At 35.7% G+C, this 22,540-nt stretch carries 21 protein-coding genes; 2 read left to right on the plus strand and 19 right to left on the minus strand.

Annotated features, from left to right (window positions below; all coding sequences use genetic code 11):
• Nucleotides 1-8: 8 nt before the first annotated feature.
• Genes pyrE through ACP5Q2_RS03280 form a run of 3 tightly spaced genes read right to left on the minus strand, consistent with a single transcriptional unit; the run spans nucleotide 9 to nucleotide 2,943 of the window.
• Nucleotides 9-584, minus strand: coding sequence for an orotate phosphoribosyltransferase (pyrE, locus tag ACP5Q2_RS03270; RefSeq protein ID WP_428097186.1), 576 nt, complete (start codon nucleotides 582-584; stop codon nucleotides 9-11).
• Complete coding sequence (gene pyrF, locus ACP5Q2_RS03275) at nucleotides 577-1,284, minus strand: orotidine-5'-phosphate decarboxylase (RefSeq protein WP_424605603.1); 708 nt, start codon at nucleotides 1,282-1,284, stop codon at nucleotides 577-579. Before pyrF ends, pyrE begins: the two co-directional genes overlap by 8 nt.
• A 39-nt stretch (nucleotides 1,285-1,323) precedes the next feature.
• Nucleotides 1,324-2,943, minus strand: a complete 1,620-nt coding sequence (locus ACP5Q2_RS03280; RefSeq protein ID WP_428097190.1) for a fumarate hydratase — start codon at nucleotides 2,941-2,943, stop codon at nucleotides 1,324-1,326.
• A gap of 280 nt (nucleotides 2,944-3,223) precedes the next feature.
• Here ACP5Q2_RS03280 and acnB point away from each other — a divergent pair, with 280 nt between their 5' ends.
• Together acnB and ACP5Q2_RS03290 are read left to right on the plus strand one after the other, a co-directional pair.
• Nucleotides 3,224-5,767, plus strand: coding sequence for a bifunctional aconitate hydratase 2/2-methylisocitrate dehydratase (gene acnB, locus ACP5Q2_RS03285; RefSeq protein WP_428097372.1), 2,544 nt, complete (start codon nucleotides 3,224-3,226; stop codon nucleotides 5,765-5,767).
• Nucleotides 5,757-6,611, plus strand: a complete 855-nt coding sequence (locus ACP5Q2_RS03290) for a class I SAM-dependent methyltransferase (protein ID WP_424605601.1) — start codon at nucleotides 5,757-5,759, stop codon at nucleotides 6,609-6,611. The genes acnB and ACP5Q2_RS03290 overlap by 11 nt, the downstream gene beginning before the upstream one ends.
• Before the next feature lie 66 nt (nucleotides 6,612-6,677).
• On the opposite strand, the gene ACP5Q2_RS03295 is transcribed toward ACP5Q2_RS03290, so the two are convergent.
• From ACP5Q2_RS03295 to ACP5Q2_RS03370, 16 genes are all read right to left on the minus strand, one after another.
• A complete protein-coding gene (locus ACP5Q2_RS03295; RefSeq protein ID WP_428097193.1) occupies nucleotides 6,678-8,396 on the minus strand; it encodes a proline--tRNA ligase in 1,719 nt (572 codons plus the stop codon).
• Between the two features lie 122 nt (nucleotides 8,397-8,518).
• Nucleotides 8,519-9,217 (minus strand): tryptophan synthase subunit alpha, encoded by a 699-nt coding sequence (gene trpA, locus ACP5Q2_RS03300; RefSeq protein ID WP_424605599.1) that lies wholly within the window; start codon nucleotides 9,215-9,217, stop codon nucleotides 8,519-8,521.
• Entirely contained in the window at nucleotides 9,217-10,389 is a 1,173-nt protein-coding gene (trpB, locus tag ACP5Q2_RS03305; protein WP_428097196.1) for a tryptophan synthase subunit beta, read from the minus strand. The genes trpA and trpB overlap by 1 nt, the downstream gene beginning before the upstream one ends.
• A gap of 11 nt (nucleotides 10,390-10,400) precedes the next feature.
• The gene (locus ACP5Q2_RS03310) at nucleotides 10,401-10,928 is read right to left on the minus strand and encodes a phosphoribosylanthranilate isomerase (protein ID WP_428097199.1); all 528 of its coding nucleotides are present in this window, start codon (nucleotides 10,926-10,928) and stop codon (nucleotides 10,401-10,403) included.
• Entirely contained in the window at nucleotides 10,918-11,679 is a 762-nt protein-coding gene (locus tag ACP5Q2_RS03315) for an indole-3-glycerol phosphate synthase TrpC (RefSeq protein WP_428097202.1), read from the minus strand. The genes ACP5Q2_RS03310 and ACP5Q2_RS03315 overlap by 11 nt, the downstream gene beginning before the upstream one ends.
• A complete protein-coding gene (gene trpD / locus ACP5Q2_RS03320; RefSeq protein ID WP_424605595.1) occupies nucleotides 11,672-12,661 on the minus strand; it encodes an anthranilate phosphoribosyltransferase in 990 nt (329 codons plus the stop codon). Before trpD ends, ACP5Q2_RS03315 begins: the two co-directional genes overlap by 8 nt.
• Before the next feature lie 9 nt (nucleotides 12,662-12,670).
• On the minus strand, nucleotides 12,671-13,228 hold the full coding sequence (locus ACP5Q2_RS03325; protein ID WP_424605594.1) for an anthranilate synthase component II: 558 nt from the start codon (nucleotides 13,226-13,228) through the stop codon (nucleotides 12,671-12,673).
• On the minus strand, nucleotides 13,212-14,675 hold the full coding sequence (locus ACP5Q2_RS03330; RefSeq protein ID WP_428097205.1) for an anthranilate synthase component I family protein: 1,464 nt from the start codon (nucleotides 14,673-14,675) through the stop codon (nucleotides 13,212-13,214). Before ACP5Q2_RS03330 ends, ACP5Q2_RS03325 begins: the two co-directional genes overlap by 17 nt.
• Before the next feature lie 367 nt (nucleotides 14,676-15,042).
• Nucleotides 15,043-15,990 carry a tRNA dihydrouridine synthase gene (locus ACP5Q2_RS03335; RefSeq protein WP_428097208.1) on the minus strand — a complete coding sequence of 316 codons (948 nt, stop codon included), beginning with the start codon at nucleotides 15,988-15,990 and terminating at the stop codon, nucleotides 15,043-15,045.
• Nucleotides 15,987-16,961, minus strand: coding sequence for a tRNA (adenosine(37)-N6)-threonylcarbamoyltransferase complex transferase subunit TsaD (gene tsaD / locus ACP5Q2_RS03340; RefSeq protein WP_428097211.1), 975 nt, complete (start codon nucleotides 16,959-16,961; stop codon nucleotides 15,987-15,989). The genes ACP5Q2_RS03335 and tsaD overlap by 4 nt, the downstream gene beginning before the upstream one ends.
• Nucleotides 16,961-18,112, minus strand: coding sequence for a divergent polysaccharide deacetylase family protein (locus ACP5Q2_RS03345; protein ID WP_428097214.1), 1,152 nt, complete (start codon nucleotides 18,110-18,112; stop codon nucleotides 16,961-16,963). The genes tsaD and ACP5Q2_RS03345 overlap by 1 nt, the downstream gene beginning before the upstream one ends.
• Nucleotides 18,113-18,167: 55 nt before the next feature.
• A complete protein-coding gene (locus ACP5Q2_RS03350) occupies nucleotides 18,168-19,505 on the minus strand; it encodes a S41 family peptidase (protein WP_428097216.1) in 1,338 nt (445 codons plus the stop codon).
• Nucleotides 19,502-20,662 (minus strand): murein hydrolase activator EnvC family protein, encoded by a 1,161-nt coding sequence (locus ACP5Q2_RS03355; protein WP_424605588.1) that lies wholly within the window; start codon nucleotides 20,660-20,662, stop codon nucleotides 19,502-19,504. The genes ACP5Q2_RS03350 and ACP5Q2_RS03355 overlap by 4 nt, the downstream gene beginning before the upstream one ends.
• Nucleotides 20,655-21,500 (minus strand): cell division protein FtsX, encoded by an 846-nt coding sequence (locus ACP5Q2_RS03360; RefSeq protein ID WP_424605587.1) that lies wholly within the window; start codon nucleotides 21,498-21,500, stop codon nucleotides 20,655-20,657. The genes ACP5Q2_RS03355 and ACP5Q2_RS03360 overlap by 8 nt, the downstream gene beginning before the upstream one ends.
• 28 nt (nucleotides 21,501-21,528) lie before the next feature.
• Nucleotides 21,529-22,224 carry a cell division ATP-binding protein FtsE gene (gene ftsE / locus ACP5Q2_RS03365; RefSeq protein ID WP_424605586.1) on the minus strand — a complete coding sequence of 232 codons (696 nt, stop codon included), beginning with the start codon at nucleotides 22,222-22,224 and terminating at the stop codon, nucleotides 21,529-21,531.
• Nucleotides 22,217-22,435 (minus strand): hypothetical protein, encoded by a 219-nt coding sequence (locus ACP5Q2_RS03370; protein WP_424605585.1) that lies wholly within the window; start codon nucleotides 22,433-22,435, stop codon nucleotides 22,217-22,219. Before ACP5Q2_RS03370 ends, ftsE begins: the two co-directional genes overlap by 8 nt.
• Nucleotides 22,436-22,540: the final 105 nt, after the last annotated feature.

Consider the following 22,540-nt stretch of genomic DNA (forward strand, 5'->3'; position numbering starts at 1 on the left):
TTTATCTGTTAGACTATCTTCCTGCTGCCCGGCTTCACAAGGGGCAAACCCTGCTTGCATAATGGACAATCTGAAGGGTCATAAGTACCCACTTTAATTCTAACGAGAGGGAAAAAAGGATATGGAAAATTTGCTTCCCCTCCACTTCTATCTATCATACAAACAATACCAACAACTTCCGCTCCATGATCCAGAGCAACTTTGACACATTCCATTGTTGATTTTCCGGTGGTAACCACATCTTCAGCAATCATGACTTTTTCACCTGGCTTTATGGAAAAGCCCCTTCTTAAGGTCATCTCATTATTTTCCCTTTCTGTAAAAATGGCTCTTTTCCTTAATAATCTTGCAAATTCATACCCAAACCTTATACCTCCTATCGCTGGGCTTACCACCGTATCAAAATTGATATCATACACTTTTTTTACAAGCTCACCAATAATAGATTCAGCAATCACAGGATACTGCATAACAAGTGCTGTCTGAAGATATGTATCGCTATGTAATCCAGAAGATAGCAAAAAGTGCCCCTGTAGGTATGCACCATGTCTTTTATAAACGTCTAAAATCTGCTCTTCAGTCATTTAATTCCTCCAAAATTTTTATTACTGCACCTTTCGGATCTTTGACTTTTGTTATGGGCCTACCAATAACCATGAAATCTGTCCCAACCATTTTTGCTTCTTTGGGGGTCATAACCCTTTTCTGGTCACCAATTTGTTCGTATGCTGGCCTTATACCTGGAGTGACTGTTATAAAATCTGGGCCGATTTCATTTTTTATTTTTGTAGTCTCTTTAGGTGAAGAAACAACACCATCAAGTCCAGCTAATTTTGCTTTTTTTGCAAGATGTAATACGTATTCTTCAGTCGAATTAAACCCTATCCCATAATCCATCATGTAATTTTTATCTAGGGACGTCAAGAGTGTCACTGCGATTAAGATAGGCTTATTCAATCCATTCTTATAGCAATATTCAGATACAGAATCTACAGTAGTTTTCATCATCTCCACCCCGCCCTGGGCATGCATATTGAGCATATCTACCCCATATTTTAAAGAGGCTATGGTAGCAGCAGAAACAGTATTTGGGATATCATGAAATTTTAAATCTAAAAAAATTTTTTTCTCTTTTTCTTTTAAATAATTAATCAATTTTTCTCCACAAGAGATGTAGCTTTCAAGTCCAACTTTATAATATTCCAATAAATCTAAAGTATCATCTATAATTGCTTTAGCGTCTTTAAATTCATTGAAATCCAGAGCAACTATAATTTTACTCATTTCATCTCCAAAAAATAAGGGGGACAAGCCCCCTTTATTTTAAAGCCCTAATTTTTTGAAAAAATCATTCCCCTTATCATCCACAAGGATAAAAGCAGGAAAGTCCACAACTTCTATCTTCCACACAGCTTCCATACCCAATTCTGGAAAATCGATACACTCAACCTTTTTGATATTCTCCTCAGCAAGTATTGCTGCTGGGCCACCAATAGATCCAAGATAAAATCCACCGTATTTCTTACATGCATCTGTTACCTGCTGACTTCTATTACCCTTTGCAATCATAATCATTGAGGCACCGTGTGACTGTAAAAGGTCCACATATGAATCCATTCTGCCTGCCGTGGTAGGTCCAAAAGAACCAGATGGCTTACCGGTAGGAGTTTTAGCTGGTCCAGCATAATACACCGGATGATCCTTAAGATATTGAGGCACTCCTTTACCAGAATCTATAAGCTCCTTAAATTTGGCATGGGCAATATCTCTTGCAACAACAAGTGTACCAGTAAGCAATAGAGGTGTGGCCACTTCATATTTCGAAAGCTCAGCTAAAACCTCTTTCATTGGTCTATTAAGATCTATTTTGACACCATGACTATGCTTACCTCTGTATTGCTCTGGAATCAACCTACCAGGATTCCTATCCAACTCCTCAAGCCATATCCCATCCTTATTTATTTTAGCCTTTATATTTCTATCAGCTGAGCAGGAAACCCCCATTCCCACAGGACAGGATGCACCATGTCGTGGGAGCCTTATCACTCTAATATCATGACAGAAATATTTGCCACCAAACTGAGCCCCAATTCCTAACTGCTGAGCTGCTTTTAAAAGCTTTTCTTCCAGCTCTATATCTCTAAATGCCTGCCCATGTTCATTCCCTTTTGTGGGAAGAGCATCAAGATATTTCGTTGAGGCAAGTTTTACCGTCTTCAAACATGCTTCAGCACTTGTACCTCCAATTACAAAGGCAAGGTGGTATGGGGGACAAGCTGCTGTACCAATCGTTTTCATCTTTTCTATTAAGAATTTTTCAAGCTTCTCCGGAGTAAGCAGAGCTTTTGTCTCCTGATATAGATAAGTTTTATTAGCACTTCCACCACCTTTAGCCACAAATAAAAATTTGTATTCCATACCCTCAGTGGCATAAATATCTATCTGAGCAGGGAGGTTTGTACCGGTATTTTTCTCGGTATACATATCAAGTGCAACTGTTTGGGAATATCTCAGATTTTCTTCAGTGTATGTCTTATAAACCCCTTTACTGATATATTCTGCGTCATTTGCACCAGTCCATACCTGCTGCCCTTTTTTTGCAACCACTGTGGCAGTACCGGTGTCCTGACAAAGTGGTAATTCAAATTTAGCTGACACTTCTGCATTTCTCAAAAATGCAAGGGCAACACCCTTATCGTTCTGTGATGCTTCAGGGTCAGAAAGAATCTTTGCCACCATTTCGTTGTGCTCTTTTCTTAAAAGGAAAGACACATCTCTAAAAGCTTGATTGGTAAGGTATGTGAGAACCTCAGGATCGATTTTCAAAATAGGCTTTCCTTCAAATTCGCCAACGGTTACCCCATCTTTGGACAGTAGACGATACTCTGTTTTATCTGGTCCAAGAGGGAAAGGATCTTGATAGTAAAATTCTGGTGTGGCCATAACTCACTCCTTATAAAATTTTTCATCGAATTTTTGACACGTTGTTATTTTATTATAAAATTAAAATTTTGTCGAGAGAAAAAATAACAAAAAATTCCAATTTTATAATAGATTATATCAATTAATCCTATTGCATAATAAAATAAAAATTTCAATAACCAAAATATCATTTATTATCAAAGCGTGTTTTAATTTTTAAAAATTCTTTTGACAAATTCGAATTTAAGTTGTATAAAATTGTATACAGAATACAAAATAGTGAGGTATTAATATGAGTGAAATATTTGAACAGTATCTAAAACATGCGGAAGAAAGAAAAGCTATGGGTATACCACCCTTACCTCTTTCACCAGAGATGACCGCAGAGGTATGTAAGGCATTAGAAAATCCTGAAAAAGGTAAGGAAGATTTTTTACTTTCACTCCTTAGAGATAGAGTTTCCCCCGGTGTTGATCCAGCTGCAGAAGTTAAAGCAAATTGGCTTGCAAAAGTAGTAAGAGGTGAGGTAAAATCTCCAGTTGTTTCAAAAGAAGATGCTATTTTCATGCTTGGCACGATGATAGGTGGTTACAACGTAGCTCCGTTGGTGGAAGCATTAAAAGATCCATCTCTAGCTAAATCAGCTGCAAACGCACTTAAAAACGTTATCCTTGTTTATGGCGCTTTTGACGAAGTGGCCGAATTGTCAAAAACAAATCAATACGCAAAAGAAGTTATCGAATCCTGGGCAAACGGCGAATGGTTTACATCAAGACCAGATTTACCAAAAGAGATTAAGTTAAAAGTGTATAAAGTAGATGGGGAAATTAATACCGACGATTTCTCCCCAGCAAAACATGCCTTCAGTAGACCAGATATACCACTTCACGCCCTTGCAATGGGGGAAACAAGGTTCCCAGGCGGTATTCAGGAAATAGCAAAATTTAGATCAGAAGGTTATCAGGTGGCATTCGTTGGTGATGTTGTAGGTACAGGTTCTTCAAGAAAATCAGCCTGCAACTCTCTAATGTGGCATATAGGTGAAGATATCCCATTTGTTCCAAATAAAAGAAGAGGTGGTATAGTAATAGGTGGACTTATAGCCCCAATCTTTTTCAATACCACACAAGATTCTGGCGGTCTTCCGATCATGTGCGACGTAACAGAAATGAAAACCGGCGATGTAATTATAATAGATACTGTAAAGATGGAAATCAGAAAGGAAAATGGTGAAGTTCTCACAAAATTTGAGTTGAAACCAGCAACTATCAGGGATGAATTCAGAGCTGGAGGAAGACTCAATCTCATCATTGGTAGAGCTCTTACAAACAAAGCAAGAGCATTTTTGGGACTTGGTGAATCAGATCTCTTCGTAAAAGCCCAAAACCCTGTTCCAAAAGCAGGTCAGGGATATACTCTTGCCCAAAAGATTGTTGGTAAAGCCTGTGGTTTGCCAGGGGTTCTTCCAGGAACTGCATGTGAGCCAAAGATGACCACCGTAGGCTCCCAGGATACCACTGGACCTATGACAGCAGACGAACTCAAAGAGCTTGCATGCCTTAGATTTCAGTCAGATCTCTTTATGCAATCTTTCTGTCATACTGCTGCTTATCCTAAGCCTGCAGATGTAAAAATGCATAAAACTCTCCCATCATTTGTAATAGCAAGGGGTGGTGTGTCTCTTAAGCCAGGTGATGGTGTAATTCACTCATGGTTGAATAGACTACTTTTGCCAGATACAGTGGGTACAGGTGGTGACTCCCACACAAGGTTCCCAGTAGGGATATCCTTCCCGGCAGGTTCTGGTCTCGTTGCCTTTGCAGGAGCCCTCGGTTTTATGCCACTTGACATGCCAGAGTCTGTATTGGTGAAATTTAAAGGGAAATTAAATCCTGGCATTACTCTAAGAGATGTTGTAAATGCAATACCTTATGTTGCTATTAAACAGGGTCTTCTTACTGTTGCAAAAAAAGGTAAGAAAAATATTTTCAATGGTAGAATACTTGAAATGGAAGGTTTACCAGATCTTACTGTTGAACAGGCATTTGAACTTACAGATGCCTCAGCCGAAAGATCTGCTGCAGCAGCCACAATAAAGCTCTCTGAAAACTCAGTAGCAGAATTTCTAAAGAGTAACATCGCCCTTATGAAAGAGATGATTGCAGAAGGATATCAGGATGCCGAAACACTCAAGAGAAGGATTGCCGCCTGTGAAAAATGGCTGGAAAAACCTGAGCTTCTCACAAGGGATGAAAATGCAGAATACGCTGCAGTGATAGAAATTGATCTTTCTGAGATAAAAGAGCCTATTCTTGCATGTCCAAACGACCCTGATGACGTAAAACTTTTATCTGAAGTTGCAGGGGACAAAATAGATGAAGTATTCATCGGATCATGTATGACAAATATAGGGCACTTCAGAGCTGCTGGTAAAATTTGGGAAAAAGAGAAAGAGGCTCCCACAAGGATCTGGCTAACTCCACCAACAAAGATGGATGCAGCCCAACTCATGAGAGAAGGATACTATTCAATTTATTCAAATGTAGGAGCAAGAACAGAGATTCCTGGCTGCTCGCTGTGTATGGGTAATCAAGCAAGGGTTAGATCAAAATCGACTGTAATATCCACATCCACAAGAAATTTTGATGACAGAATGGGTGATGGTGCAAGGGTTTACTTAGGATCTGCAGAGCTTGCTGCTATAGCTGCACTTTTAGGAAAGCTCCCAACACCGGAAGACTATTTTAAATATATGAACGAAAGGGTGGAACCTAAGAAAGCAGAAATTTACAAGTATCTTGAATTTCATAAGATGGGTAATTTTAAGTTAACTTATGTCGACTAATAATACTATTGGGGGCGTAAGCCCCCTTAATTTTGACTATAAGCTTTTAGATTTTGGTAATGGTAGAAAATTGGAACAATTTGGATCGTATATTCTGGATAGACCATCCCCCGCCTCAACCACAGAACCATCTAATCCTGAAATCTGGCACACTAAAACAGCCACTTTTATACCTGAGGTTGGTTGGGATATACCCGAAAATCTATACAAAGAATGGACGATATCCGTTCTTGATGCTGTCGTTAGACTAAAACTTTCGGTATCAGGACAGGTGGGCATATTTCCGGAACAGTACCAGAATTGGATCTTTTTAAGGGATCTGTCGGATCATTGCACAAAAGAACTCAATATATTAAATGGCTTTGCATATACAGGTATTTCCACAATATTTTCCGTTAACGGATTAAATAGAATAACTCACGTGGATGGTTCTTCTTCAGCAATTAATTGGGCAAAAGAGAATTATAAGATGAACTTCAATAGTTCCGGTGTACGATTTATAAATGATGATATGATAACTTTTATGAACAAAGAGGTCAAAAGGGGTAAAAAGTACAGCGGATTTATTTTTGATCCTCCAGAATTTGGACGGGGACCTAATGGAGAATGGTCCCTCAAAAAAGACCTGGAAAAATTAATAGAATTAACAAATCAACTTACAGATGAACCTTACTTTTTTATTTTTTCCACCCATTCCCAGTGGTTGGGGAAAAAAGAATTATTAGCATTTATGAAAAAACTCAAATTTTTTAATAAAAATTATGAAATCTTTGATCTTGACTTAGTTTCAGAGTATAATAAAAAGCTTAATATGGGTATCTGCTTTCGGTGGATATCCAATTAATTAGAAAGATTTTTTAGACATAAATTATTAAGTAAAAAAGGTGGGGATCCCACCTTTTTTACATGCTCATATCTTATTGTTATATAGCTCTTCCCTGATTCTCAAGATCTCTGACAATGCATCATCCTTTTTACAGTTTATCTTATCCCCTGTTTTTCTGATGACAATCTCCACTTCACCCTTTTCAAGGGTTTTCTTACCTATGTTGACTCTTATGGGATACCCCACTAAATCAGCATCGTTAAACTTAACCCCTGCCCTTTCATTTCTATCGTCTATTATCAATTCAACACTTTTTTTCAACAATTTTTTATAAAGAGTCTCCGATAGATTCACAACATCTTCATCATCTGTATTTATAGGTATTATCACCACTTCAAACGGAGCTATCTGTATAGGCCATATAATCCCTTTTTCATCATGATTCTGTTCGATTGCTGCGGCTACAGTTCTACCCACACCAATACCGTAACATCCCATAACGATATATTGCTGTTTCCCATCTTTATCAAGGTACGTGGCATTCATACTTTTGGAATATTTTGTACCAAGCTTAAAAATATGTCCCACTTCAATCCCTTTGGTAATAACATACGTTCCACCACATTTTGGACATTTATCACCCGGTTTGGCATTTATAAAATCTGAAAAGGCAGTCACCTTAAAATCTCTTGTATGGTTGACGTTTACAAGATGTATATCTTTTTCATTACCACCAACGACAAAATTTTTTAATTTTTTTACTGCATTATCTGCATATATTTTCAGATTTATACCTATGGGACCTGAAAAACCAAGAGGACCATTGGTGGCTTTAACAATCTCTTCCGGAGTTGCAAATTCCACAAACGGTGCATTAAGAAAATTCTTAATTTTTGCAAGATTAAGCTCATGATCCCCTCTGATCATCACCGCAACGATATCATCCCCAGCTTTTAAAATCATCGTTTTAACAACTTTTTTAGTTTCGACATTTAAAAATTTTGCTACCTCTTCAACCGTTTTTTGATTTTTTGTCACAATCTTTTCGATAGGCTTTTCTACTTCATCATCCTCTTCAAAATTGTCTATAACAGGTGCTTTTTCAACGTTAGCAGCATAATCACAGCTATCACAACTGATAACAAAATCTTCACCCGTCTCAGCAGTAACCATAAATTCATGGGAAAAATTACCACCTATGGCGCCAGAATCCGCTTCCACAACCTTATATTTCAATCCACAAGCCTCAAAAATTTTACAATACGCATCCCTCATTAAACCATAGCTTTTCTCTGCCCCTTCGTCGTCCACATCAAAGGAATAAGCATCTTTCATTATAAATTCCCTACCCCTCATCAATCCAAATCTTGGTCTTACTTCATCTCTAAATTTTGTCTGTATCTGGTATAGGTTTATAGGGAGATCTTTGTAAGATTTTATTTCGTTTCTTACTATATCGGTAACCACCTCTTCGTGAGTGGGACCCATACAGAAATCTCTATCGTGTCTATCTTTGAACCTTAATAGCTCCTTACCATAAACATTCCATCTACCACTTTCCTTCCATAACTCAGCAGGAACTACAGCCGGCATCAATATCTCAATGGCACCAGCCTCATTCATATATTTGCGGATAATATTTTCTACTTTTCTTATTACTCTTAACCCCATGGGAAGATAATTATAGATACCAGCAGCAACTTTTCTTATCATTCCAGCTCTCACCATCAACTTGTGGCTAACAACCTCGGCATCTGAAGGGGTTTCCCTTAAAGTAGGTACAAAATAGTTAGAAAGACGCATATCCACCTCTTTGATTATTGTTTTGAGATTTATAGCAAGATATCGCTAAATTATCAACCAAAAAGATTGACCAATGCCTGGTAAGGTACCAAAACTCCTATATTTATTTGGTTATAACAACATTATAAGTATATTTTATCCACATACCTTTTAAATTCCTCAAAATCATCCTGTCTTTTTACTATTTCAGTGCCTATTACAAAGCCATCTGCATAAGATAAAATTGTAGAGACATCATCTACACTTTTCACACCAAAACCTATAATAACTTTCTTATCTGTAAAACTTTTTATTTCATTATATTTTATCTTTATATTTTCACTCCTAAAATCCACTTCACCTCCAGTAATCCCTCTGATGCCTATGAAATAGACAAAACCACCATTAAAACCGTTTAGTTTTTTTAAATCTTTTTCTCTGGATTCAGGTGTTGCAAAAGGGATAATAGGTATAGAAAACCCTTTTTTTATAAAAAATTCATGGCCAATGTTGGGTAAATCCGCCACAATCACACCGTCTAAAATAGATTCAAATCTTTTGGAAAACCTTTCTAAACCATAATTATAAATGATATTTGAATACGTCATTATATAAATTTTTTTACCATTATTACATTGTATAATATCTGCTATATCGTCTATATTATAACCTTTTTCAGCAACTTCATTGGAAGCTTTTGCAATAATTGGTCCATCTGCCACCGGATCGTTAAAAGGTAAGCCTACTTCGATAAAATCCACTTTAGATCTGCATAGATATTCAAACTCTCTAATAAAAAGATCCCTATATGGATAATCCGCCAGAATATATGCACCTTTCATTAAAGCCCCCTATTCTTTTCATATTCTGCTACTATTCCCATATCCTTGTCTCCCCTTCCGGATAATAGGATAACAACAGTTTTATTTTTAAAATCTTCATAATTTTTTATAAAATAACCCAAAGCGTGGCTTGATTCCAGAGCCGGCAAAATTCCTTCATATTTTGTGAGGGTATAAAACCCCTTCATAGCCTCATCGTCGTTTACAGATAGATATTTGACCCTGCCTGTGGAATGAAGATAGGCATGCTCTGGTCCTATACCAGCATAATCAAGACCGGCGGAGATGGAATGAACAGGCGCGATCTGACCATCATCCCTCTGTACAACAAAGCTCAAACTACCCTGAAAAATCCCCAATCTACCGTGGTTTATAGACATAGCATGTTCACCCAATCTACTCGACATACCTCCAGCTTCAACCCCAATAAGATTAACACTTTCAATATCCAAAAAACCTTTAAAAATACCTATGGAATTGCTCCCGCCCCCAACACAAGCAATTATGTAGTCAGGATAAGATTTTATTTCTTTTTCAAAAAATTTCCTCGTTTCCATTCCTATCACAGATTGGAAATAGGCAACTATCATGGGGAATGGATGGGGACCCAGGGCAGAACCTAAAACGTAATGTGTAGTTTCTACATTTTTTATCCAATCCCTCAAAGCCGCACTGACGGCATCTTTCAATGTTCTACTACCTTCATCCACTACTTTAACTTCAGCACCCAACAGTCTCATACGTCTAACATTTATCTCCTGTCTTTCCGCATCTATTTTCCCCATATATATGGTACACTCAAGTCCGAGCAATGCGGCAACAGTAGCCGTTGCAACCCCATGTTGTCCAGCTCCTGTTTCGGCAATAACCCTTTTTTTACCTATTTTTTTGGCCAATAACCCCTGCCCAAGGGTATTATTGATTTTATGGGCACCTGTATGCAAAAGGTCTTCTCTTTTTAAATAAACCTTTGTTCTATACATATTTGACAAATTCCTGGCAAAGTAAACAGGTGTTGGCCTACCGGCGTAGGTATTGAGGAGATGATTTAGTTCTGAGATAAATGATTCATCATTTTTAAACCTTTCAAAAGCCTCTTCTAACTGATCCAGAGCAGGTATCAACGTCTCAGCTACAAACTGACCTCCAAATTCACCAAAAAAACCTTTCATAGATCCTCCAATTACTTCAAATTTTTTATAAAATCTCTCATTAACTCTTTACTTTTAATACCAGGCGAAATTTCCACTCCACTTGAAACATCCACCCCAAAAGGGGAATAAGCTTTTACTACATCTACCACATTTTCTGGAGTTAACCCTCCAGCTATAATTGTCTTATCTCTTATTTCATAAAACCATTCAGGTATCTCATAAAAGACCCCGCCACCTTTACTTTTATCTAAAATATAAAGTTCTGCCTCTTTGTCTGGCCTATTCTCAATGGAATATATGAGTTTTTTATCAAACTTATACTCAGAAATCTGATAATAATCGAAATAGCCCTTCACATCTCTAATCTCGTCATAGCTGATTCCAACAGCCACAGTGGCTATTTTACCTCTTGAGTAATCCGCAAGCTCTATCCCTTTAACTTTATCAACAAATCGTTTACTCTTAGGATAAAAGACAACTCCTATTGCATCAAATCCAAGCTCAATAGCCCAATCAATATATTCTTTACTGGTTATACCACAAACCTTAACAAACATCTTTCAAACCTCTATAAAGTTTTGTGAAAGTATCAGTTAAATTTTTAGACCTCATCAAAGAGGTACCTATCAGAAATCCCTTTGCTCCAGCTCTTTTAAACATTTTTAAATCGTTTTCGTCCTCTATTCCACTTTCTGCCACCACAAAATCATGTTTAACCTTACTGATAATCCTGGCAGCATTATTTTTATCTATCTGAAATGTATCAAGATTCCTTGAGTTTACACCAATCATCTCCACCTTTAAATCTTTCACCCTTTCATACTCCAATTCCGTATGAATCTCCAGAAGTATATTAAGAGAAAGCTTTTTTGCGTAGGAGACAAGTTTATGCAAAAGGTTATCATCCAATATCGTCGCTATCAGTAAAACAGCATCTGCTCCAAAACTATATGCATAATCTATTTGAATCTCAGATATGATAAAATCTTTACAAAGAGTCGGTATCGAAAGGACCTGAGAGGCTTTTGATAGATATTCAAACGAACCTCCAAAAAATTTTTCATCAGTTAAAACACTCACCATACCTGCACCGGATCGCTGATACTCCAGCACACATTCTTCCAAATCCATCTCGTTATTTATAATGCCCGCAGATGGTGAAGCCTTTTTAAATTCAGCTATAATTGGATTGTTTAAAAGAAACTTTCTCGGATCCAGAATAGTTTTCTCCCTTTTTAGCTCTATTCTGGGTAGTGTCTTTATATACTCTTTTTTGTAGTTTACTATCTCCAATAGTTTATTATTCATTTTCCCCTCTTAGCTGCTGAATTTTTCTGTAAGCATTCCCAGATTTTATATTATCGTATGCCTTAAGATAATGTTCTTTTATATCTATTTTATCCATAATAAAAAGTGCCACTGCAGTGTTCAATGCAAAAATTTTTGTAATTTCGTCATTTTCACCTTTTATCCCTTCCATAAAAAGATTAACTGCTTCCTCCTTGTCTTCCACCACCGGCAGAGGGAATGGCTTAAAGAATTCTGCAGGATCAACAAAGAAGTAATCGATTTTACCATTTTCAATAATGTATGCTTTTGTGATATCAGAAGTGGAGATTTCATCAAAACCATCATCTGAAGAATAGATCACAATATTTTTCTTGCCAAGCATCAAGGCTGCATCTGTGTAAGTTTTAAGCATCTCCCTTTTACTTATACCAATAATCTGATAATCCGGATTTCCTGGATTCATCAAAGGTCCCAAAAAATTAAATATGGTGGATGTCATGATCTCTTTTCTTATCTTTGCCACATTTTTCAAAATAGGATGGTAAAATGGCGCAAAAAGGAAAACAAATCGATTATCAATAAAATATTTCTCCGCATCGGTCTTCTCAAGTCTGCAAGGGATATGAAGCAGATCAAGGATATCAGCTGATCCAACTTTACCAGATTGGGCAACATTACCATGCTTGATAACCGTATACCCCATAGAAGCAAGGTTAATCGCCACCGCTGTTGATATATTTATTGTGGATTTACCATCTCCACCTGTACCGCATGTGTCAATGGTATTTTTGAAATTGTGTTCAAACTTCACCATCTTTTTCATCAATACATTTGCCGCTGCTGCAATCTCTTGAGATGTCTCTTTTCTATTTTTCATAGATATCAATATAGACGCTATCTGGGCTTCTGATAGCTCATTGGTAACCATCTTTTCAAAAAGCTGATAAGCTTCATCATATGAGAGTATACCACCATTGTTGACCTTTTTCACAAGTTCCATTGATACCTCCTATCTTTTCTCACAAAAATCTATAAAATTTTTAACCAAAATTGATCCAGATTCGCTAAGATAAGATTCCGGATGAAATTGTACCCCAAACAGCATACGTTCAGGCATTTCAAAAGACATGGCTTCCCCATCAGATGTGGAGATAGATGTTGTATATTTTTCTGGTATATCCATCACAAGAGAGTGGTATCTGACTGCATTAATCTCATCAGGAAATTCTTTAAAAAGTACTTCTTTGTTCTTTATAACAATTTTATCAACCTTACCATGCATTATTCTCTTAGCTTTTCTAAAATCATACCCCAAAGAGTAACATATCGCCTGCATACCTAAACAAACTCCAAAAAAAGGCTTCTTATCGGTGTAAAGCTGTAAATACTTTAAAGTGGTTCCTGAATTCGCAGGGTTTGATGGACCCGGAGAGAGGATAATTCCTTTAAAAGATTCGGCATCAATATATTCATCATTTTTTATAACGTGTACCTTTGCACCCACAGATTCAAACAATGCCTTAAGATTGAATGTAAAAGAATCATAATTATCAATTAACAAATACATTACCCACCTCCAGACTTTTTATTCTTTTAATTGCAGCATTCAGTGCCGCAAGTTTTCTTTCCACCTCCAGATACTCTTTTTCTGGATCACTATCATATACAATCCCTGCCCCAGCTCTGAAGATCGTTTCATTCTTTTTTACAAGCGCACTTCTTATCGTTATACAGGTATCAAGGTTCCCATTAAAGGAGATATAACCGGTGCATCCGGCGTAAAATCCCCTGGTACTATTTTCATATTTATCGATAAGTTCCATCGCTCTTACCTTTGGGGCACCTGTTACCGTCCCTGCTGGGAATGTTTTCATGAAAAGATGTAACGCATTCTCACCATCCCTCATAACTCCAGATACCTCTGATACTATATGAACAACATGAGAGTAAACTTCCGCCTGGAAACTCTTCTCCACCCTGACGTCATTGCAACCGGTATAAAGATCATTTCTGGCAAGATCGAGCAGCATCAAATGCTCCGCCACCTCTTTTTGATCACACAATAATTCCTTTTTTATTTTTTCAAGGTCATCACCTATAGCATAGGTTCCAGCGATAGGTTTCAAAGTTGCCTTTTTACCAACCACTTTCAAATGTATTTCAGGGGAAGAACCAGTAAGAACATAATCGTTAAACTTCAGGTAAAACATATAAGGAGAAGGATTTAGATTTCTAAGAGTTCTATAAAGCGTTACCGGATTTATCTTACCTTTAAGGGTATACCTATTTGAAAGAACACATTGTATAAGCTCCCCATTTTCAATATCAGTTTTGATCATTTTTACCTTTTCTACAAATTGATCTTTAGTAAAATCTTTTTCGATCTCAACTTCACTATCAGAATCAAAATTATCAAAATTAAAACTTAAAATGATATTTGCCATTTCGTTTAATCTTTTTAAAGCCAATTCGTAATTTTTAGAAGGGTCTCCCTTTGTACTTACAGATTTAGCGGCATACATCTTCCCAAAATGATTATCAAAAACAAAAAACTCCTCCACCAGCATAAGTGCCATAAGATCCGACTTTGAATCTTCCTTCAATCTTTCTCTCAAAAAACCAAAATAGTTTGCCATCTCATAACCAAAATACCCCACATATCCACCACAAAAATCACCAAATACATTATCCGCATATCCATTAAATGTAGATATCTCATGATTGAGAAAGTCTATGGGATTCATATCCACTTCATTTTTCTTGGATCCTGACTCCATCAGGAGCTTGCCCCCTTTAAATCTGAGAATCTTTGTGGGGTTAATCCCAAAGAATGAATATCTGGAAAATGTCTTGTCTAAATTTGCACTTTCCAGTAAAAACAGGTATTTCTCATTTGAAAAGTTTCTCAAAAGGGATATTGGGGTAAAAATATCTCCAGCTATCTCCCTATAGACTGTTACTCTGTTGAAGCTTTTTGAAAGCTCTAAAAATCGTTCCTTTTCCGGGAATATCATCTTTACCTCCGATTTTTTTGCATAAAAAAAGCCGTGTTTTTTCAAACACGGCTTCGACACTATAAACTAAGAAGCCGTGCGGTTGTCCACCGCACGGCCACCAATCTATGGGCAGGGGACAACCTTCATATTCTAAAAGTTGTCCACCACCAATTTCTGCTAAAAACTATTAAACTTCTCATAATTGCTAAGATAGCATAAACCCAAAAGATGTCAAGAAAAAATTCGGCTCAATGGAAAAATATATAGAAAAAAATGTAACAACTTCGTTTTAATTTGTTCAGATTGACTTAATACTCCTGATGAAACCATTAAATTCTTTCTTCCTGGCCACTTTGGTGATTATTACAATAAAATTAACAACTTTTTATTTATAAAAGTCATCAATCAATTCTCTTATCTTATTCTCATCATCTGTGGAATATATTTTCACTCTGAAGTCCGAACTGTTTTTAAAACCTTTTGAAAACCATACGGCATACTTTTTAAATGGTGCCAGAAAATATTTACCATTTCTAAATCTTTTTTCTTCATCAAGGAGAAAAAACAGTGTATTCTTAGTTTCCTCAGGCTTGAGGTAACCCAGAGGATCTTTGTTATCCATCAACGACTTAAATATCCATGGAGATTTCATCATCCCCCTACCTATCATAACAGCATCAACACCCGTGTTTTTCATCAATGCAAAAGTTTTTAGATCCACCACATCTCCATTTCCAATAATGGGTATTTTAGACAGCGATTTTATCTCCGCAATTGCATCGTAATTTACCTTACCTGAATAGAGCTGGGACTTTGTCCTCCCATGAATCGTAAGGATATCAACCCCTTCCCCTTCACAGATTTTCAATATTTCTTTGTATACCAGATTCTTTTCATCCCAACCGAGCCTTGTTTTTACAAAAAGCGGCTTCCGGGTAGCTTTTCTTACGGCAGAAATTATCCCCATAGCAGTTTTCAAATCAGTCAAAAGATAAGCACCTGCCTTTGATTTTAAAACCTTTTTCACAGGACAACCCATATTTATATCAAAGCAGAAGAAATCAAAATTATCTTCAATCACCCTTACAGCTTCCGAAAAAGAGTCAGGATTGCCACCAAAAAGCTGAATCCCAACAGGGTTTTCATCTGATTTAACATCAATCAGTTTCAACGTCTGTCTGTTACCCCTTTTCACACCCTCCACCGAAACCATCTCAGTAAAAATAAGACCATTATAAAAAAGACGTACTAATTTTCTGAAGGGATAGTTTGTGATACCTGCCAGCGGAGCACCAATTAAAGGATAGCTTTTTAAAAAATCTAATACTTTCATTTTATAAATTCATCAATGTCCAGAGCTGACTCGAATTTTGACAAAAATTTTCTCTTTCTATACAAAAGATAAGCCGCATAAGCCACCATATCACCATTATCGGTACACAATTTTTTCGAAGGGAAATAACAATGCATATTAAGTTTTTTAGGAAGATTCTCTCTAATATAATTATTGCAGGCAACACCACCTGCCACCACAACGACATCTACACCTGTCCTTTTCAACGCATAATCTATTTTAAGTGCCAGTGTATCCACCACCACCCTTTGAAAGGAGGCCGCAACATCTTCTAATTTAAACTTATTGGATGTAATGGTATTTATCACATGCGTTTTTAATCCACTGAAACTAAAATCGTTATCACCTTTTAATCCTATAGGTAATTGTACAGCACCTTCATCCCCTTTTTTAGCCAGCTCCTCTATAAAGGGTCCCCCAGGATATGGTAAACCTGCAAATTTAGCTATTTTATCAAAAGTTTCTCCAACTGCATCATCAATTGTTTTAGAAAGTAGCTTTAAGTTATAGCACTCATCCACTAAATATATATGTGTATGCCCCCCTGAGATTACCACACCAAGATAAGGTGGCTTTACATCGTTTTCAATCTCTGTAGATACGATATGTGCAAAAAGATGATTTACCCCAACAATCGGTTTTTTGAGACCAAAAGCCAGACCTTTGGCAAATGAGACCCCCACAAACAGGGCTCCTATCAAGCCTGGAGATTTTGTAACCCCTATCAGATTGATATCTTCTTTGGACACACCTGCCATTTTCAAAACATCTATAAATAGTGGCATAACATTTAACGCATGGTTTCTGGAAGCAATCTCTGGAACCACACCGCCAAATTTACTATGAATATCCACCTGCGATGAAACAAGTGAGTAAAATTTATTCCTTTTACTATCATATATGGCAACAGAGGTTTCATCACATGAAGTTTCAATTCCACAAACGATCATTAGTTTACCACCTCACTTATCGTAACTATCCTTACCCCCATTTTTTCGAGCTGTGGTAATACATGCTCTAAAACATCCACAGTATTATTCCTCAAATGACCTATAACTATAACATCCTGCGATTTGAGGAAGCCCGCTGCTTCATACAATTTGTTTGTTATATAATCTCTATCTGCACTATTATCTATAAATCTTTTACTAATTCCACATTTTAGACCTTCTGTTTTTCTGCAAACTTCATAAGCTACAGTGTCAGCAGTTGTATGGCTATCAACAAAAATCTTTGTATAATCCTTAATGACATCTAAAGCTTCCTTCATCTTATCCGCATTTTCTGTAAAAGCAGATCCCATATGGTTATTTACACCATCTACCCCACCCAATCTGTCAATATTCTCTTTTATCGTAATTTCTATAACAGATTTGGGCATGTTCAAAAGAATAGCCCCTTTTCCAGGATTGGTATCAGGATAAGATTTCGGCTCCATTGGTTGATGCAAAAAAAACTCTTTTTTGTATTTCCTTGCAAGATCTGCTGTTTCCCTATCATACTGGGTATAAGGCAAAATAGATAAAACAACCGGATACTTCATAGATAATACCTTTTTGGCAAGTTCTAAATTCTGGCCTGAATCATCTAAAATAATTGCCAGCCTGTGCTTAGGTTCTATTTTAAAAATTTTATTGTTTATACTAACATCTTTCTTGAAATCAGCTTTGGGTTCCTTTACAATCTCTTTCTTTTCCACCTCATTTTCTTTGGGCGTAGCATAAATCTCAAGGATATCCACAACAATATCCACAACAATGCCATCCCTCTCAAAAATCATATTTTTATCATTATCATGAAAAGCAAAACCATTTGAACTGAAGAAGCTTGCAAGAGAAGGTTTTATAGCCTGAAGCTCTGCGTCTGTGAGAAGCATTTTGTATTTATAGTAAATATTATTTCCATTCTTCTGCTCGGATAAAAACTTTAAACGATCTTTATTTATTTCATGATCAAAAAGAAAAATTTTTAATTTTTCACTGATATCTATGTTCAATTTTTTATTAGTTTTAACCTGATCTACATTTACTCTGTCATATTCTTTTTTTAATCTGTCCACCTTTATATTCACAATAAGTAAAAAGATAACAGCTACAATCAAAAAAAAGATACCGCCCACCACTAAGGTAGGCGGTATCTTATTTGATTTAATTTTATTAATTCGTTTTTTTGCCATATATAAGAATACCTTTCAAAAAATCATATGCATATTTTAACTGGAGATCTTTATCAAAATCTATTTTATCAAGATCTGAAAGAGTTATATTATCATTAATAGTTTTATTATCTGAAGCTTGATTATTAATACTATTCTTTTTTTCTTCATCACCAATTAAGTGATTCTCAAGGTCACTCTCTTTTATATTCATATTATCTTCTTTGTACAAAATTTCACCAGATTTCACCTCAATATCTGGCTTTATACCTACTCCCTGGATAGATCTACCACTGGGGGTATAATACTTTGCAGTGGTAAGCTTTATGGCAGAGCCATCACTCAGATTAAAAGTAGTCTGCACGGAAGCTTTTCCAAAGCTTGTGGTACCCATTATCACTGCCCTTTTATAATCCTGCAAAGCACCGGATACTATTTCAGATGCAGAGGCGCTACCTCCATTGATTAAAACGACCATAGGAAGTTCATATTCAGATACTCTCATATTCTTAGATTTTAAATACATGTTATTTTTTTCATTTCTCTCTTTTGTAAAAACAACTGTTTTTCCAGGCTTTATAAACATAGATGCCACATTAACAGCTTCATCCAAAAGCCCACCTGGATTATTCCTGAGATCAAGAATTAACCCTTTAACACCATCTTTTTTAAGTTTATCAAGTGCTTCTGATAGCTCAGAAGATGCGGATTCATTAAATTGGGTGAGCCTTAGATAACCTATATCATCTTTTTCCATAAACTTGACTGTTTTAACTTTAATAATTTCCCTTACAAGAGTAACATCGAAAGGTTTTGGCATAGAGCTTCTAAGTATCGTGATAGTCACAGAGGTTCCTGGTGTACCTCTTAATTTATTAACAGCTTCATCAATTGTTATATTTGAAGTGGGCTTTCCATCTATTTTGATAATCTTATCTCCCGCTTTTAAACCTGCTCTATAAGCTGGTGTGTCCTCAATAGGTGCAATAATCGTCAAAATCTTGTCTTTTATTCCAATCGTAATTCCGAGCCCCCCAAACTCACCCTTTATCTCTGTTTTAAAATTTTCAAAAGCTTTTTCATCCATATAATTAGAATGGGGATCAAGCTCACTTAACATACCCTTAATTGCCCCCTGAATCAACTTTTTAGTGTCAATAGGCTCCACATATTTTCTCTCTACTATGTCAAGAGCATCCGAAAATATTTCAAGATACTGAAATTTGCTTATGCCTTTCTGGGCATATACAGATTTTGTCTTTAACAAAGCAAAAATACCTAATACTAAAATAAGCCCTATACCTAATATTATAAAAGACTTACTAAATCTATTTTTCATGTTGCCTCCTTTTTAAGCCATTCTTGAGGATTTAATGCGTTGTTATTTTTTCTAATTTCAAAGTAAAGATAATGCTGAACCTCTTTTATGTCAACATCAATTATACCAATTTTTTCACCTTTTGAAACCCTCTGGCCATTTTTTACCAAAACATCATCTATATTGGCATAAATAGTATAGAAATCATCAGGATGAGAAATAATTACTAAATTTCCATAACCTTTTATCCAATCTACATATTTTACAACACCATCATGTACAGATCTCACAAAGCCATCCCCATTAACCTCTATTTTAACCCCTTTGTTGTATATCTCCGTTTTTAGAGATTCCACATATTTTACACCAAAACCCTCCACTATTTTCCCTTTAACTGGCCAATCCAACAATCCTTTTAACTTTCCAAAACCGATAGCAGTTTGATTAAAATGGGTATTTTTATTTTCCTTTTCTATCTCCAGAACTCTTTTGTTTAGATCCTCATACCTTGACTGAAGAATTAAATAATAGGATTCCTTATGTTTTTTATCAACATCTAAAACCGTAAGCGTTTGCATATAAATGACTTTTTGATTTTGAAGTTCTTTTAAAACCTCCCATTTAATTTTCTTAAGATTCTCCAATTCTTTTGATTTTTCATCAAACTGTTTATTTAGTTCCTCAATCTCTTTCTTCTTGGTTGCTATCTGAGAAATTTTATCTTTTAATTTAATGTTTACTTTTTCTATGATCTCAAGATTTTTTATCATCTCATGATAGCTTCTGGAGAAAATAAGCAACTTTAAATTGATTACCCCTCTGTTATCAACTAAATATATATTACCTTTCCTTACCTCTTTCATAAGAACTTCAATATCACGTGTTAAAATATATATTTTATCCCCTATCAATTGCTGATTTTCTTTGACTTTTGAATATTTTTTATTGATTTCAGAAAGTACAGCTTCGTTAAAAGCAATCTCTTTCTCTATCGCTTTTAACTTTAACCCCACCGAAGTTTTTGATTGATCTATTTTCTTTATTTCACTTTTCTCTTTTTCAATCTCTTTTTTCAGTAACATCAAATCATTGCTGGATTCTATGATTTCCTTTTTATTTTCTGCGGAAAAGGTCATTAAGGGAAAAAAGAGAATAAATATCAACCAAAATTTATTCACCAATTGCTCCAAGATTTTTATCCAGAAATGAAAATACAGATAAAATTGAGGCAATAATAGATATAAAAGCCATTATAAAAAATATTGAGAATATAACGTAGATTGATGGTGATTGAAGAAAAACAACCCCTAATTTATCAAGGAAAAAGTGTCTAATAAGGTAAAAAGTAACATATTGTAGAATAAAAGCTATTAAAAATGAGACCGTCATCTCTAATACCGAAGCAACAACAAATGGTGTTATTATGAAACTCCTGGTGGCCCCCACAAGGCTATAGATCTTGATCTCCTCTTTAAATTTAAATAACTTCAAATTTATTGTGTTGTAAATTACAGAGCCGATGGAAATGGATAACAAACCAGTAAGAATCATTACAAATATTTTAAGCCCCACTTTGATGGACAAAAAATTCAAAAGCCATTTTTCTCCAAACGAGGTAGTACTTATTATATCAGATTTCATCAGCTCCCCTTCAATCTCCTTTATAAACTTTATCTCCTGATAATTACTTTTGAGGGTAACCTCAACAAAGGATGGAAAGAATTCTTCCGGTAAGAGCTCAAGATATTTTTCACTCATATAAGACTTTCTAAGATATTCATATGAATCTTTACTTTTATAAAATTTAGCTTCAGCAACACTTTTCAAACTACTGAGTCTTTTTATAAGTGCATTAATTTTATCCTGTGGGGCTGAATCTGTTATGTATCCTCTGATATTCTGAACATTAACGAGCTTACCAAAGAAATTATCCACTGAGTAGCTTAAAACGAAAAACACAAAAAATATGTATAGGGCTGTAATTATAGTCACTATAGAGGTTATATTTATTGCCATATTCGATTTAAAAAGTAAAAAACCTCTATTAATTAAGATGAGTAGTTTCTGTATTTCTTGCTTTTTCAGAGTCATTTACCAACTGTCCTTGTTTTAATTCTATTATTCGACCTCTATGCTTATCAATGAGATATTTATCATGGGTAGCTATCATTACGGTGGCGCCCATCTCCACAGTGTCATGTAGTAATTCAATAATATCTTCTGCCCTTTCTTTATCAAGATTACCGGTTGGTTCATCTGCAAGTATTATCGATGGCTCATTTATGAGTGCCCTGGCTATTGCTACCCTCTGTTTTTCACCACCTGAAAGCTTCCTTACCAGAGTCTCCCTTCTACTATATATTCCAAGCCTCCTCAATAAGGGCAATATTCGATTTTCCACAGACTTTTTTTTAAGATAGAAGATATCAAGAGCCATTTTAACATTTTCATATACAGTCTTATCTTCTAATAGCTTATAATCTTGGAAAACCACACCTATATTTCTTCTCAAGTAAGGGATGCTATGCTTACTTATGTGGCTTACATCTTTATTAGAAACTAACACAACCCCTTTAGTTGGGAGCAAGTCAGCATAAATAAGCCTCAATAAGGTAGATTTACCTGCGCCACTCTCACCGGTTATGTAGACAAATTCACCTTTTTTCACCTCAAATGAGACATTATCCAGTGCCCTTTTTTCACCATAAAAGTTTACAGTGACATTAAAAAATTTAATCATTTATGGTTACTTTACCCTTTAATATAGCAGCTTCAGCTGTCCTGTGCTGTTTATTTGTAGTTTGAAAATCCACAAAATCCGACCGATAAGAAAATAAAATTCTACCTTTAAAAAAGATCTGAGTCAACACCTTATCCCCAACAATTTCGGTTTGCACGTGATACACTTTCCCATTATATGTGATATTAGAATTCAACGTTTTATTAGCCATAGCTAACTATATTAAATTTTCATCTATTTTCAAGATATTTTTTATCTTTTGGTGATACTATTGATAATTGGAAAATTTCATGGTATACATTATACATTATAAAAG

This window comes from Calditerrivibrio sp. (genome assembly GCF_049968475.1).
Taxonomy (GTDB): Bacteria; Chrysiogenota; Deferribacteres; order Deferribacterales; family Calditerrivibrionaceae; genus Calditerrivibrio; species Calditerrivibrio nitroreducens_A.

Excerpts from the sequence above, each read along its gene's own strand:
- trpA (WP_424605599.1), bottom strand. The coding sequence starts at position 9,217 with ATGAAAGGTGCATATATTCTGGCGGATTATCCATATAGGGATCTTTTT.
- tsaD (WP_428097211.1), bottom strand. The coding sequence starts at position 16,961 with ATGATCGTTTGTGGAATTGAAACTTCATGTGATGAAACCTCTGTTGCC.
- ACP5Q2_RS03325 (WP_424605594.1), bottom strand. The coding sequence starts at position 13,228 with ATGTATTTGTTAATTGATAATTATGATTCTTTTACATTCAATCTTAAG.
- ACP5Q2_RS03295 (WP_428097193.1), bottom strand. The coding sequence starts at position 8,396 with ATGCGTCTTTCTAACTATTTTGTACCTACTTTAAGGGAAACCCCTTCA.
- ACP5Q2_RS03280 (WP_428097190.1), bottom strand. The coding sequence starts at position 2,943 with ATGGCCACACCAGAATTTTACTATCAAGATCCTTTCCCTCTTGGACCA.
- ACP5Q2_RS03330 (WP_428097205.1), bottom strand. The coding sequence starts at position 14,675 with ATGATATTCCCGGAAAAGGAACGATTTTTAGAGCTTTCAAAAAGCTTC.
- ftsE (WP_424605586.1), bottom strand. The coding sequence starts at position 22,224 with ATGATTAAATTTTTTAATGTCACTGTAAACTTTTATGGTGAAAAAAGG.
- pyrF (WP_424605603.1), bottom strand. The coding sequence starts at position 1,284 with ATGAGTAAAATTATAGTTGCTCTGGATTTCAATGAATTTAAAGACGCT.
- trpD (WP_424605595.1), bottom strand. The coding sequence starts at position 12,661 with ATGGAACTTGTGAAAAAGGTCAACAATGGTGGTATACTCTCATATGAT.
- ACP5Q2_RS03350 (WP_428097216.1), bottom strand. The coding sequence starts at position 19,505 with ATGAAAAATAGATTTAGTAAGTCTTTTATAATATTAGGTATAGGGCTT.
- pyrE (WP_428097186.1), bottom strand. The coding sequence starts at position 584 with ATGACTGAAGAGCAGATTTTAGACGTTTATAAAAGACATGGTGCATAC.
- ACP5Q2_RS03360 (WP_424605587.1), bottom strand. The coding sequence starts at position 21,500 with ATGGCAATAAATATAACCTCTATAGTGACTATAATTACAGCCCTATAC.
- ACP5Q2_RS03335 (WP_428097208.1), bottom strand. The coding sequence starts at position 15,990 with ATGAAAGTATTAGATTTTTTAAAAAGCTATCCTTTAATTGGTGCTCCG.
- ACP5Q2_RS03315 (WP_428097202.1), bottom strand. The coding sequence starts at position 11,679 with ATGAATAATAAACTATTGGAGATAGTAAACTACAAAAAAGAGTATATA.
- trpB (WP_428097196.1), bottom strand. The coding sequence starts at position 10,389 with ATGAAAGGTTTTTTTGGTGAATTTGGAGGTCAGTTTGTAGCTGAGACG.
- ACP5Q2_RS03310 (WP_428097199.1), bottom strand. The coding sequence starts at position 10,928 with ATGTTTGTTAAGGTTTGTGGTATAACCAGTAAAGAATATATTGATTGG.
- ACP5Q2_RS03370 (WP_424605585.1), bottom strand. The coding sequence starts at position 22,435 with ATGGCTAATAAAACGTTGAATTCTAATATCACATATAATGGGAAAGTG.
- ACP5Q2_RS03290 (WP_424605601.1), top strand. The coding sequence starts at position 5,757 with ATGTCGACTAATAATACTATTGGGGGCGTAAGCCCCCTTAATTTTGAC.